The organism is Shinella oryzae (genome assembly GCF_023038235.1).
Lineage (GTDB): Bacteria > Pseudomonadota > Alphaproteobacteria > Rhizobiales > Rhizobiaceae > Shinella > Shinella sumterensis.
This window is the reverse complement of sequence record NZ_CP081988.1, coordinates 42,232-55,619: the sequence shown is the minus strand read 5'-3', so window position 1 is coordinate 55,619 and position 13,388 is coordinate 42,232. Positions and strand designations below refer to the sequence as shown.

Annotated in this window: 11 protein-coding genes; 1 reads left to right on the top strand and 10 read right to left on the bottom strand. The window is 61.8% G+C overall.

What is annotated here, in order from left to right; genetic code table 11:
• Nucleotides 1-2: 2 nt before the first annotated feature.
• The 5 genes from K6301_RS16480 to K6301_RS16460 are packed head-to-tail and all read right to left on the bottom strand — an operon-like array spanning nt 3 to nt 7,174.
• Entirely contained in the window at nt 3-866 is an 864-nt protein-coding gene (locus tag K6301_RS16480) for an ABC transporter permease (protein ID WP_247221588.1), read from the bottom strand.
• A 59-nt stretch (nt 867-925) separates the two neighbouring features.
• Nucleotides 926-1,975, bottom strand: a complete 1,050-nt coding sequence (locus K6301_RS16475; protein ID WP_247221587.1) for an extracellular solute-binding protein — start codon at nt 1,973-1,975, stop codon at nt 926-928.
• 51 nt (nt 1,976-2,026) lie between these two features.
• On the bottom strand, nt 2,027-4,006 hold the full coding sequence (locus K6301_RS16470; RefSeq protein ID WP_247221586.1) for a hydantoinase B/oxoprolinase family protein: 1,980 nt from the start codon (nt 4,004-4,006) through the stop codon (nt 2,027-2,029).
• Entirely contained in the window at nt 4,003-6,060 is a 2,058-nt protein-coding gene (locus tag K6301_RS16465; RefSeq protein WP_247221585.1) for a hydantoinase/oxoprolinase family protein, read from the bottom strand. The genes K6301_RS16470 and K6301_RS16465 overlap by 4 nt, the downstream gene beginning before the upstream one ends.
• 16 nt (nt 6,061-6,076) lie before the next feature.
• Nucleotides 6,077-7,174, bottom strand: coding sequence for an ABC transporter ATP-binding protein (locus tag K6301_RS16460; protein WP_247221584.1), 1,098 nt, complete (start codon nt 7,172-7,174; stop codon nt 6,077-6,079).
• A 181-nt stretch (nt 7,175-7,355) separates the two neighbouring features.
• Between K6301_RS16460 and K6301_RS16455 the strand changes: the two genes are divergently transcribed.
• Nucleotides 7,356-8,366, top strand: coding sequence for a LacI family DNA-binding transcriptional regulator (locus tag K6301_RS16455; protein WP_247221583.1), 1,011 nt, complete (start codon nt 7,356-7,358; stop codon nt 8,364-8,366).
• Nucleotides 8,367-8,509: 143 nt separating this feature from the next.
• Here K6301_RS16455 and K6301_RS16450 read toward each other — a convergent pair whose 3' ends face one another.
• The 5 genes from K6301_RS16450 to K6301_RS16430 all read right to left on the bottom strand — a co-directional run bounded on the left by K6301_RS16450 (nt 8,510) and on the right by K6301_RS16430 (nt 13,362).
• On the bottom strand, nt 8,510-10,012 hold the full coding sequence (locus tag K6301_RS16450) for a tripartite tricarboxylate transporter permease (RefSeq protein ID WP_247221582.1): 1,503 nt from the start codon (nt 10,010-10,012) through the stop codon (nt 8,510-8,512).
• The gene (locus K6301_RS16445) at nt 10,009-10,494 is read right to left on the bottom strand and encodes a tripartite tricarboxylate transporter TctB family protein (RefSeq protein WP_247221581.1); all 486 of its coding nucleotides are present in this window, start codon (nt 10,492-10,494) and stop codon (nt 10,009-10,011) included. Before K6301_RS16445 ends, K6301_RS16450 begins: the two co-directional genes overlap by 4 nt.
• A 19-nt stretch (nt 10,495-10,513) precedes the next feature.
• A complete protein-coding gene (locus K6301_RS16440; RefSeq protein ID WP_247221580.1) occupies nt 10,514-11,494 on the bottom strand; it encodes a Bug family tripartite tricarboxylate transporter substrate binding protein in 981 nt (326 codons plus the stop codon).
• An 88-nt stretch (nt 11,495-11,582) separates the two neighbouring features.
• Entirely contained in the window at nt 11,583-12,488 is a 906-nt protein-coding gene (locus K6301_RS16435) for a dihydrodipicolinate synthase family protein (RefSeq protein ID WP_247221579.1), read from the bottom strand.
• Between the two features lie 70 nt (nt 12,489-12,558).
• The gene (locus K6301_RS16430; protein ID WP_247221578.1) at nt 12,559-13,362 is read right to left on the bottom strand and encodes an IclR family transcriptional regulator; all 804 of its coding nucleotides are present in this window, start codon (nt 13,360-13,362) and stop codon (nt 12,559-12,561) included.
• Nucleotides 13,363-13,388 lie beyond the last annotated feature (26 nt).

The window sequence follows — 13,388 nt, the reverse complement described above, 5'->3', positions numbered from 1 at the left end:
GTTCAGGTTCCCTTGCGGCGCACGAGGCGCAGTTGCAGGAATAGGCAGAAGACGGCTATGACCAGCAGGATCATGCTCATGGCGCTTGCCATGCCGAAATCGCGCGTTGTGTTGAATTGCTGGTAGATCATCAGCGGCAATGTCTGCATGCCGCCACCAAGCAGGACCAGCGTCACGAAGCTGCCATTCGCAATCATGAAGACGAGGATCGCGCCGGTGCCGATCCCATCGAGCGACAGCGGCAGCGTGACTTCGAAAAAGGTGCGCAGCCGGTTGGCGCCGAGGATTTTTGCAGACTCTTCCAACCGCGTATCAATGCCCTGAAGCACTGTCGCGATCGACAGCACCATGAAGGGCACAAGCACGTGCACAAGCGCGGCGATCGCGATCTCGGGCGAATTGGTGAGCCTCAGCGGCGCTGAGAGAATGCCGAGCTGATCAACCAGAAGATTGTTCACCAGCCCGCGCCGGGCAAAGAGCACCTGCCAACCGAAGGTCCGCATGATGATCGAGGTCAGAAGCGGCGCGATCAGCAGAAAGATGATCAGCCCCGAAAAGCGCCCCGCCTTGCGGACGAGGAAATAAGCGACCGGATACCCGATAATGATCGAGATGATTGTTACACCGGCGGAGAGGAGCACCGTCTGGGCAATGATCCAGAGATAGAAACCATCGGTCAGCAGCGAGGCATAACGCGATAGGGTAAAGCCGCCGTCGGCCGAGATCACGCTGCGCATGCCGTTATCGATCAGCGGCATAACAAAGAACACGACGAGAAAGAGAACCGCAGGCAACGCCAGAAATGGCGGCGCGAGCAGTCGCATCCGTCGGCCGGGCGATGTCTTTTGCAGGCTGGTATCGCTCATCGCGGGCATCCGTTGGCAGGAGATTTGGGCTGCCCGCTCAGAGGGCAGCCCATCGTCGGTTAGCGGCCGATTTCACGGTTCCAGCGATCGACCCATTCGTTGCGCACCAGAGCGATCTGCTCATAGGGCGGGAAGGCGGTGTTCTGCCACGGCGTGATGCGCGGCTTCAGCTTGTCGCTGTAGACAACGTCGGTATTGGTAACGCCGTAGTTCATGATATCAGCGAATTTGGTCTGGTTCTGTGCGTCGAGAACTTCGTTGATGTAATCCCAGGCGAGCGGATTGGCATTCTTTGGCTTTTGCACCGCGACGCCGTTCAGCGAACCCCCCTCTTCCGGATTGATGAAGTCGATCCAGGTTGCCCCGCTGTCATAGTGGTTCCAAGTGCGGCCGTCGAAATAGATGCCGACGTCAGCTTCGCCGGACGAGAGGTGGTTGAAGAAGTCATTCGGACCACCCCAGAACACCAGATTGTCCTTCATCTTGGCCATGGCCTCGAAGAACGGATCGACATTGTCGACACCGCCACCGAGCGCCTTGGCCATGGCCCAGATCAGCATGATCGGGGTGACCGCATAAGAGATGGACGGGACGGAGGCAACGAACTCGCCCTTGGAGACGCGATCGACGAATTCCGCAAACGACTTCGGCGGGTTCGTGACGCGTTCCTTGTGGAAGGTGATGCCACCGACGCCGTAGTCGAACAGCGTGCCCTTGCCCATGACGCTGTCAGTCAGTTCGGTGGGTATCTTGGAGAGGTTCGGGATCTTGTCGACGGTAAAGTCCTCGACCAGACCGGCCTTGGCAGCCGTCAGCGCCAGGTCCGGCGTCATGATCAGCACGTCGACCGGCGGCTTTGCCTGATTTGCCTCGACCTGCGCCAGCCACTGCGGGGGGCCGCCGAGCGAGACGTTTGCATTCGCCTTCGTCTTGGCTTCGAAGGGGGCTACGAAACAGGTGCGGACCGCCTCTTCCCAGACGCCGCCAAAGGCCGTCACGGTGATTTCGGCCGACTGCGCATTCGCCAGTCGCGGCAAGCCCCCGGCCAGGAGGCCGGCGCCGATCATGGCGCTACCACCGAGGAAATGTCTTCTCTTGATTATGGTCATCACGGTTCTCCAAAGCTGAAACGAGGTGGTTGGGCTTTTTGGTCATGCGTATCAAAGGCTACCGGCGGCAGCCTCAAGACGCCGACGCGCAGCGTTAACGGCCGTCTGCGTGGCCGCGACGCGCGGAAACCCTTCCGGCAGTTCCGCAAGCACGGCATCGAAGATTTCACGGCGGCGGCGCTGGCGCACTGAACCGGGAAGGGCCACCAGCGAGCGGTTGAGACCGTCCATCACGCTGGCCGGAAAGGCCTGATCCCAGCGCTCGCGCTCGACACCCTGACCATTCACGACGGTGCTGGCCACCATAATCTTGCGCAGGCTTTCGGTCTCGACTGCATCCACGACGCCATCGACAATCGCGACACCATAATCGCTGGCAGCGGCCTCGACGCTGACAAAACCATTGGCGACATCCTGCAGCACCGCCTGCGGATCACGGGCGGCGGGATGACCCCAGCCGCCGGCGCCGGGCGTCAGGAAGGTGACCGTGTCGCCTGAATTGACAGTCAGGACGTCGATCTTGCCGAGATGCTTTTCCCGCTCCGTACCTCGGTTGAGAATGAGCTGTCCCGGCATGCCGGGCCTTCCGCCATTCGAACCCCAGGGGCGGAACAGCAGCCGCTCGAGGCCGCGGCCGAGAACATTGCTATCGTCGGTCAGTACGCGGAACGTCAGCTCCATGCCACACCCGCCGCGCCACTGGCCGGCACCGCCGGAATTGGGACGCAGCGAATAGGTGGTGATCTCGATGCCAAGCTCGGCTTCCACCGTCTCGACCGGATTGTTGGCGAGGTTGGAGATGCCGCTGTCGCGGCCATCGATGCCGTCGCGGCCCTTGCGGGCGCCGGTGCCGCCGATCATCGGCTCGATAACCTGCACGCGACGACCACCATGGCCATCCGGCTCCGCCATCACGACCGGAATGACCGTACCGGAAGATGCCGCCGGCATGACATCCGGAAGAGCCTTGCCGAAGGCGCCGTTCAGGACGTCGTTGACGCGGATCGCCGCTGCATGGCGGACACCGACGGCCGCCGGTTCCTGCGGATTGACGAGGCTGCCCTCGGGGGCGGTTATCTTCACGGGTGCCAGCATGCCGACATTGAGCGGCGTCGTCGGATCAAGCGTATTGACCAGCGCCAGAACGCGCAGCGTCAGCCAGGCGTGCGGGCGGCCACGCGAAGGAATGTTCATCGCGGTGGACACCTGCGGGTCGGTGCCGGTGAAATCGAGATGCACCTCGCCATCGGCAAAAGTCGCGCTAAGCGCGACACGAACCGGCAGGCGGGTTGCGGCATCGTCGTCGAGGTAGTCGTCAAAGCTGTAAGTGCCGGCCGGAACGCGCTTCAGCACCGTGCGTGCCTTTTCGGCGGAATAGGCGACCAGATCGACGGCCGCAGCCGAAACCGTTTCGGCGCCATGCTGCGAAATCGTCTGCTCCAGCCGGCGTCGGCCCGCTGCAAGGGCCGCGAGCATCGCGCGGATATCGCCCATATTGGCATCGGGCGTGCGGCTGTTGGCATTGAGGAAAAGCGCGACGTCGGGGTTCATCTCCCCCTTCTTCATCAGCTTGACCGGCGGAATGCGCAGGCCCTCCTGGAAGATTTCCGTATTGACCGGCGAGATGCTGGACGGCACGCGGCCGCCGACATCCGAACAATGCACAAAGCACCAGCCATAGGCGACGATCTTGCCATTATGGAAATATGGCTCGATCATGTGCAGGTCGGGCAGATGAGTCGCCAGACCTTCCGAACGATACGGATCGTTGGTGAGGATGACATCGCCCGGCTCGAGCGTGCCGACCGCCGCGATGGCCGGCCCGCATTCAAGACCAACGAAGCCGGAAACACCGATCGAGCGCGGATAGGCAAAGAAGCGGCCATCCAGACCAGCAAGCGCGCAGGCGAAATCGGCCGTTTCCTTGACATAAAGCGTGCGGCCGGTGCGCTGCAGCGTCAGGCACATTTCCTCGCTGACGGCGGCGAGCTTGTTGCCGAGAATGGCGAGCGTGACAGGATCGAGCTTCATTGCGCAGTTCTCTCGAGATGAAGGTTACCAAGGGCGTCGGCGCGGGCCGACCAGCCGGGCAGAAGTACCGTCGTCGTATCATCCTGTTCGATGATCGCGGGACCGGCGATCTGGTCACCGGCACCAAGCGTGCTACGGTCATAAACGCCGGCCGAAACCCATTTTCCGGAACGGAAGATTGGCCGCTCGCCTTTGCATGCAGGCTTACCGCTGCCGGCCGCGATTTCCGGCTGGCTGATATTTTCCGTAACGCCGACGACGGCGAGGCGCACGGTGCCGAGCTCGACGTCCGTATCCGTATCGCGAAAGCCGTATATGCGTTCGTGTTCCAGATGGAAAGCTTCGGCAATCGATGCAGCGTCGCGGCAATTCTCATCGAGCTTTACACGCAGTTCATAGGCCTGGCCGGCGTAACGCATATCGGCGCCGCGCTCGAAACGGTGGGTCTGGCTCGTCTCGCCTTCGCGGTCGAGCCACGCGCTGCCTTCATCTTCCAGTTCCTTCATGACATCCAGCATCAGCGCCGCAGTCTTGTCGTCGACGGAACGGCGGACGCTGCGCACGAAATCACGACGCAGATCGGCAGCGGCAGCGCCGAGAGCGCAGAACGTGCCGGCAGCCGGCGGGATGACAACCCGGCCGATACCGGCTTCCGCGGCAAGAAGATTGGCATGCGTCGGCCCAGCGCCGCCGAACGGAACAAGCGCGAAAGCCGCTGGATCGAGACCGCGCGAGGCCAGCGTCTTATAGAGCTCCGTCGCCATGCCTGCGGTGGTAACGGCAAGCGCACCCTCGGCGGCCAGTGCGGCACCATCCTCGCCGGTCAGGCCGATCCGCGCACCCACTTCGGCCAGTGCCTTGCGTGCCGCGTCGACGTCGAGCTTCATGCGGCCACCGAGGAAGCCGGCCGGGTCGATGTAACCGAGCGCCAGATAGCAATCGGTAACTGCCGGCTCCTTGCCGCCACGACCGTACGAAACGGGGCCCGGCATGGCACCGGCGCTTTGCGGACCGACCTTGAGCAGGCCATGCGCGTCGACCCAGACGATCGAGCCGCCACCGGCGCCGATGGCCGAGACATCGACGACCGGCAGGACCAATGGCAGGCCACCGATATCGGTCCGGGTCGCGAGCTCCGCGGAGCCTGCCTGAGCCACCGCGATATCTGAAGACGTGCCGCCCATATCGAAGGTGATGATCGACGTCACGTCCGCGGCCTCCGCCAGACGCGCCGCCGCCATGACGCCGGAAGCCGGGCCGGAGAGAATGGTTTCAACCGGCCGTTCGTGGGCCGAAACAAGGCTGAGCGAACCGCCGTTCGATGCCGTGACCAGGATCGGTGCCACGACGCCATCCCGCTCCAGCCCTTTTTTAAGGCCGGCGAAATAACGCTGCATCAGCGGCTGGATATAGGCATTGAGGCAGGCGACCAGCGTACGCTCGTATTCCCGGATTTCCGGCCAGATCGCTGCAGCGGACGTGATGGAGAGACCGCCTGCCTTTTCGGAAAGCTTTTGGGCCATGTCGATTTCGACCGAAGGCGTCGTGTAGCCGTTGATTAGAACGAGAGCGGCTGCATCCACGCCAAGCGCCTTTAGTTCGGCAGCAACGCGATCAAGCTCGGCATCATCGGCGGCCTTGCTGACCGCGCCAGACGCAGAAAGACGGGCATCAATCTCCAAGATCCGCAGGCGAGGAACGAGCGGCTCTTCCTTACTGGCATGAAAATCGAAGGAAGACGGCATGCGGCTACGGGCGATTTCGAGAATATCGCGATAACCCTTGCTGACCACGAGTGCGATCGTAGCCCCCCGGCGCTGAATGATCGCGTTGAGCCCGATCGTCGTGCCATGCATCAGAGTGCCGACATCACTGGGCGTCATGCCCGCCTTCTTCAGGAGCGACTGCAGGCCTTCGATCAGCGCACGGGACGGCTCATCCGGCGTCGACGGCTCCTTGTAATAGGTCAGGCTGCCATCATTCGGGTTGGACAGGACAAAATCGGTAAACGTCCCGCCGACGTCGATCCCGATGCGCGCACCGCTTTTCTGCATGTTCGTCACTTCCAATTTACTCCGCGCTCACGATGACGCCGTCCTGCGCCGCCCAGTCGAGCGTCACGGCCTGCCCGAGATGATAGGTGGTGGAGCCGAGCGGTCCGTCGGCCTGCCGGTAAACGAAGAGTTCCCGACCGAGCGCCGGCACTTCGACCTGGTAGGCAGCATAATTTCCGCGAAACACCGCGCCGACGACACGCGCGGCAAGGCCAGCCGGTGCCTCGCCGGGTGTCAGCACCATGCGCTCCGGGCGAACCGAGAGAAGCAGAAACTGACCGGCCTTCTGTGCTTCGGGCAGATGCAGCCTTACGGGCCCCTGCGGACCGGGCGTAACGAGGCTTCCGCCGTCATCGCTGACGTGGCCTTCATATATGTTCGAGGCTCCGAGAAACTCCGCAACGAAGCGGCTTTTCGGCCGATCGTAGATATCTGCCGGAGCACCGATCTGCAGGATCCGCCCACCGTTCATGACGGCGACCTTGTCGGCCATCGACATGGCCTCTTCCTGGTCATGTGTCACGAGAAGAGCGGTGATGCCGAGGCGCTGCTGCATGCCGCGGATTTCGAACTGCATGCTCTCACGCAACGACTTGTCGAGCGCACCCAGCGGCTCGTCAAGCAGCAGGACCTTGGGATTGACGACAAGCGAACGCGCCAGCGCGACACGCTGCTGCTGGCCGCCAGAGAGCTTTGACGGGTAGACATCACCCCTGCCTTGCAGCTGTACGAGGTCCAGCATCTCATTGATCTTCGCATCACGGGCGGATTTCGCCATCCCGGCCATGCGCAGGCCGAAACCGATGTTTTCGGCAACCGTCCGATGCGGGAAAAGGCTGTAGTTCTGAAAGACCATGCCGAGACGACGCTTGTGCGGCGGCAGTGCCGAAATTTCCTCGCCGTCGATCTCAATCGTTCCGGCATCCGGGGTCTCGAACCCTGCCACCATGCGCAGCGTCGTCGTCTTGCCGCAGCCGGACGGGCCGAGCAATGCGACGAGTTCGCCGTCATCGACATGCAAGTCCAAATTCTTGACAGCCGCGACCTTGCCATAGGATTTATGGATTCCAGTCAGCACCAGTCCCTTGTTGAGCCGGGCTCCGACTACTGTCATGAAAAGTTCCTACGTCTTTATCCGTAAACAAGGCCGTTGACGACATGTTCAAATTCAATTTGTAGCGCTACAATATTCTGCAAGCATTTCCTGTCAAGGATTGCTTTTCTCTCTTCGGCGACATTTGAAGCACTGCGTATTCAGCAATCAGCGCGCCGTAAAATCGACTGGGGTTTGTAGCATGACGAAGCTTCGTTTAGATGGAACAGTCACCATGCAATCGGTCGCGTTGGCGGCCGGTGTATCGCCGATGACGGTTTCAAACAGCTTCCGTTATCCGCAGCGGGTTCACGAGGAAACACGCGAGCGCGTGCTGCAGATTGCTGCCGAACTGGGCTACGTCCCGAACCACGCCGCCGGCAACCTGGCGTCAGGCCAGAGCCGCGTCATAGGCGCCGTCATCCCCTCGATCAAGAATTCGAGCTTCTACAATTACGTCCGTGGCATGCAGGAGCACGTCGCCGACAACGGGTACCAGCTCATCTTGAAGCTGGCGGACAGTTTGGAACAGGAGGCTGCGGCAATCCGCACCCTCATCGGACTCCGCGTTGCAGGCATTGCGCTGGTCGGCGATGAACACGAGGACAGCGCGCGAACCCTGCTGAAAAAGACAGGTGTGCCGGTCGTCGAAGCCTGGGTGCACCGGAACCCGTTTGACATGGCTGTTGGATACTCCACGATCGATGCAACCCGCGCCATCGTCGAACTTCTTATCGCACAAGGCTATACCAGGATCGGTTTCGTCGGATACGAAGGCGATGTCTCGCACCGCTTCACCGAACGGCTGCCTGCTTTCATACAATGCGTCGAGCAAGCTGGCCTCAGCAGCCACCGGATCTTCCTGATCGATCAGGCTCACGGTTTCGGAGCGGGTCCAAAAGCCCTGGAAGGCCTTTGCAGCATCGACCCTGAGCTCGACGCGATCATCTGCCCGACGGATATCGTGGCCGCCGGCGTTCTCTTCGAATGCGGAAGGCGAGGCTGGAAAGTCCCGGAACGGCTGGCCGTGGCGGGATGGGGCGACTATGAAATAGCCTCGGAGATCACCCCGGGCATCACCAGCGTCCATCCGCACGCCTACGAGATGGGACAAAACGCGATGTCGCTGATCATCGAGCGAGCGAACGGCAACACGCGGCAGCAAGTGACAGTCGACACCGGCTTCCATATCGTCGAGCGAGCGAGCACCTAGAATACTTTTCGCATCGAGCGGATTCGAACCGGCGCCAACTCGGTCGATGTTACACATGTCTCGATGGCATTTGGACAATCCATTAGCCGGTACTTAGGTCAAGGCGAAATGTTCTCCGCGTCCAACCTGCGATGCGATCTTGATCAATCCGGGTTGTCCTGAAGCAGTGGGCGCCGCCGAAAAAGAGCGAGCAATGGCGACAGCCAGATTATGATCGTGACGAGCGCCAACCCCGCTGCGATCGGCCGGTCGAAGAACGCGATGAAGGATCCTCCCGATTTCATCATCGAGGTCAGGAAGTTCTGTTCGACCAGAGGGCCCAGCACGATGCCGAGAACGAAGGGCGCGATGGGAATACCGGTCTCTTCCATGAAGTAGCCTATCACGCCGAAGGCAAGCGCCACGCCGACGGCCGTCACCGTGTTGTCGACCGCAAACGAACCGACCATGCAGAAGACCAGAATGACCGGCATGAGAATGGCGAGCCGCGCCTTCAGGATGACGCGGCCGCAACGGATCGCGACCCATCCAAGCGGAATCATCAGGAGGTTGGCGACGAGGAACGCCATGAAGATGCCGTAGACGGTGGACGGGTTGTTGAGGAAGATCGTCGGCCCCGGATTGACGCCCTTCATGAAGAGCACGCCGATCACGATAGCCGTGATGGCGTCGCCGGGAATGCCGAAGACGAGCGCCGGGATATAGGCGCCGCTGACGGCGGCATTGTTGGCCGCACCCGCTGCCGCCAGGCCTTCTTCGGAACCACGACCGTATTCCTCGGGCTTGCGCGAGAATTTCTTGGCCACCGAATACGAAATCCAGGCGGCGATATCGGCGCCCGCGCCCGGCACGATGCCGATAAGCGTTCCCAGCACGTTGCCCTGCGCGATCGCCTTGCGCTCGCGCCACAGGATACGCCCCTGCCCCGAAAACACGCCCTTCAGTTCGACCTGTTCCAGCGCGAGCTTGGGATTGCGATGCGCGTAGAAGCGCAGAATTTCGGCCACAGCGAAAACCCCGATCATGACCGGCACGAGCGAGACGCCGCCGATCAGCGAGGGGGCACCGAAGGTGAAGCGCGGAACGCCGCTCACCGGATCGATACCGATGGTCGATACGAACAGGCCGAGGCTGAGCGAGATGATGCCCTTGATCGGAGAACCCTGCATGATGAAGGCGGATGTCGTCAGGCCCAGCAGGCATAGCCAGAAATATTCAAAACTGCTGAACTTCAATGCGAGCGATGCCAGCGGAGGTGCGAACAAGGACAGGACGAGAGCGCCGAAAATGCCGCCGATGGCCGACGTTAGCAGGCAGATACCCAGCGAGACATGCGCCATACCCTTTTTCGTCAACGCGAAGGCATCGTCGGTATAGGCGGCGGAGGCCGGCGTCCCCGGCATGCGAAGCAGCGCGGAAGGAATATCGCCGGCGAACATCGCCATTGCCGAGGCGGTGACCATGGCGGCAACGGCCGGCACCGGGTCCATATAAAACGTGATGGGAACGAGCAGAGCCGTCGCCATGGTGGCGGTGAGACCCGGGATGGCGCCGATGAACAGGCCAAAGACGGCGCTGCCGAGGATGACCGCCATCACATAGGGAGAGAACAGTTCGGCCGCCGCCGACAGGATATGTGCCATCATAGCCAGATTGCCCAGGGCTGTAGCAGGCCGCGCGGAAGCGGAACCATCAGCACCTTTGAAAAGAGGAGATAGATCGCGATGCTCGTGGCAAGCGACAGCAGGAGCGCGGAGACAAACCGCATGCCGCCGACCATCAGGAGCAGCACGAGAATGACCATGCTCATCGGAAGAAAGCCGACCGTGTCACTCAGATAGACATAGGCAAGCATCGAACCGAGAACGAGAAGCGGGGCCGCGAACCGAGGCCTGCCCTTGGCTTCGGCATCTGACGCGTCGCCATCCTTGGCCGCCTGCGGGCCACGAATGGCCAACGCAACGCCCGCGAGCATGGTCGCCACGCCGAGCAGCGAAGGGAAGAAACCGGGACCATAGGCGATATGCGCCCCTGTGATCGGCCCCGGCAGGGCCATGGCGAGGCCGATGATAACGGCGCCGAGCGCCACCATCATCACGCCCAGATGCCGGTCGTGAAACTTCACCATGTCGGCGATCTCCTCGGGATCACTGCCCCTTCAGAGCGTTGATGACCTTGATGGTTTCCTCAAAATGGCTGTCGAGGAAAGCAGTGAAGGCAGCATGGTCCAGCCATGCCACGCCGAAGCCGCGCGCTTCCATGCCCGTCTTGAACTTCTCGCTCTCGACGGCCTGCTTGATGGCGCCTTCGATTTTCGCGACAAGCGCCGCGTCCATGTTCGCCGGGCCGCCGATGCCGCGCCAGGTTCCGCCGACATAGGCTTTGCCGAGCTGCTCCTTGACGGTCGGAATGCTATCGTCGATCGCGATGCGTTCTTCACTCATGACAGCAACGCTGCGCACGATGCCGGCCTCGGCAAGTGCGGTGGTTTCGGGGATCGAGCAGAGAACGACGTCAACGCCGCCCGCGGCCAACTCCTGAAGGGCTGCCGCAGACCCCGGGCCGGGGATGAGGTTCAGCTTGGTGACGTCGACGCCCTGATCGAGCAGCATCGAAACAAAGGGGATGTCCCAGCTCGCATTGCAGGAGCCGCCACAGGAAATCCTGAGCTTGCCGGGGTCCGCCTTCAGGATATCGACGAGCACCTTCATGTCCGTGATCTCGGAATTCTTGGCGACGTGGATGGCGGATGGGTCGGCGTTGAACTGGGCAATCGCCGTGAAGTTGTCCGGCGTGAAGTTCGCCTGCCCGAGCAGTTTGAATTGGGCGATCGGGGAAAGCTGGCCGAGCGTATAACCGTCGGCGGCCGCGCTGGTATAGGTCGTGTAGCCGACGATACCAGAGGCCTGTGCCTGGTTGACGATCGTAAAGGGTTTGCCGAGGGCTGCTTCCAGCTCGGCACCCAGGAGGCGCATCGTGTAGTCGCTGCCGCCGCCGGCGCCGGCCACGACGATCAGCGTCACGGGTCGTTCGGGCCAATCCGCCATGGCGGCGGACGCGGAAAGCAGGCCGCCCGCCATGAGGAAGCCTGCGGCATAGCGAGAAAACGCGCGAGTACGGTTTGTCATGAAATCCTCCCATTTGATGTGGTGAAGCGGATGCTTCAGTATGCGTAAAGGCTGCCAGCAACCTCCAATGCCAGCAGCCCTATGTCACTTACGCCGCGGCGCGCTCCACGCCATTGATGGCGTTGAACGCATCTGCGATGCGACGCTTGCGGGCCTCGTCGGGCATGCGCATGGGCTTGCGCGGCAGCGCCAGCGGCACGCCCTGCAACGACTGGGCATATTTGATGCAGGCCGGAAGATCGTCGCAGATCAGCGCGTTCCAGAACGTCAGGAGCTTGCGGTGCAGCGCAAGCGCCTCGTCATGACGGCCCGCCTGGACGAGATCCCACAGCTTGACCACGGCAACGGGAGCTGCCGCCGGATTGGCGGCGATCGTGCCGTGCGCGCCAAGTGCGAAGCTCGAATAGAGCAACGCATCGACAGCCGTGAACACCAGCTTGCCCTCGGGGATTTCCTGCAGAAGATCGGCCAGCAGCTTCAGGTCGCCGTTGCTCTGCTTGACGCCGATGACACCGGGGACTTCGCGCATGATGCGGATGAGGAGTGCGGGGCTCAGATAGCACCAGGGAACGACGTTGTAGATGAGGACCGGCAGGCCGCTCTCTTCGGCAATCGCCCGGAAGTGATCGACGATGGCGTCGTCGGACGGACGGAACACGTAATGCGGCGGCGTCACCTGAAGGGCGACGGAGCCGGCACGCGCGGCCATCTTGCAGCGATCGACCGCCTGGCGGGTGGAGTTGATGATGACGCCGGCAATCAGCGGCAGCTTGCCGTCGAGGGTCTCGGCCGCCGTTTCGAGAAGAGCCTGCAGCTCACCCATTTCCAGCGTGTGGCCCTCGGCCGACGAACCGCCGACGCACAGGCCATGCACGCCGGATTCGACCATGAAGCGGACCTGGACCCGGAAGTCGTCGAAAAGGATGTTGCCTTCGGCATCAAAGGGCGTGGTGGTGGGCGGAATGACGCCAAAGAACTGCGGACCTGCGCTCATCGTATTCTCCATTATGCGGACATGATGTCTGAATAATGGACATATGATGGGGCGTCAAGCGTTTTTGGCCTCAATCCTGCTCCCGTTCATAGCCGAGCCGACGGGAAATCTGGTCAGCCTGTGCGATGACGAGCGATGCGTATTGCCGGACCGTGGCGTCCGTGAATTCTTCCTTCTTGCCGGTCACGCTAATGGCCGCGAAGACACGCCCCGTGGCGTTGCGAATGGGTGCGGCGACACAGCGGCGCCACTCCTCGTATTCCGCGTCATCGATCGAGTAGCCGCGCGTGCGGATCAATTCGAGCTCGTCCATCAACTGCTTGCCACTGGTGATGGTGTTCGGCGTCAATGCGGTAAAACCGTGCTGGATGATGCGATCCACGACGGCCTGAGGCTGGAATGCGAGGGCGGCCTTGCCGGTCGCACTGCAATAGGCGGCCGCGCTCTCCAGCGTCACGACACGATTGAGCTGGCCGATCTTTGAATCGGCCCGCTCGACCATGACGATTTCGAACCCGTCGAACACGCCGAGATGCACGGACTGCCCGGTCTTGTTGACGAGGGTAGCCATGCTTTCGCTCGCCTCGCGCTGCACATCCATGTTGGCCAGCACGGTATTGCCGAGTTCGAAGAGCTTCAGGCCGAGCCGGTATTTCTCCCGGTCCCGGTCCTGATCGATGAGGCCCAGCGCCTTCAGGGAACCGACGATTCGGTGGACCGTCGTGCGCGGCAACTTGGTTCGCTTGGATATCTCCAGCACCGTCAGCGAACGGTCATCCCGCGAAAAACAGTCCAGTACGGACAGCATCTTCGAGAAGGAGAGCATCTGGCTGGAATTGCGGTCGGCATCCCTCTCCCGGTTTTGGGTCGTCATCAGTACGTCCGTTCCTCATCGCCTCA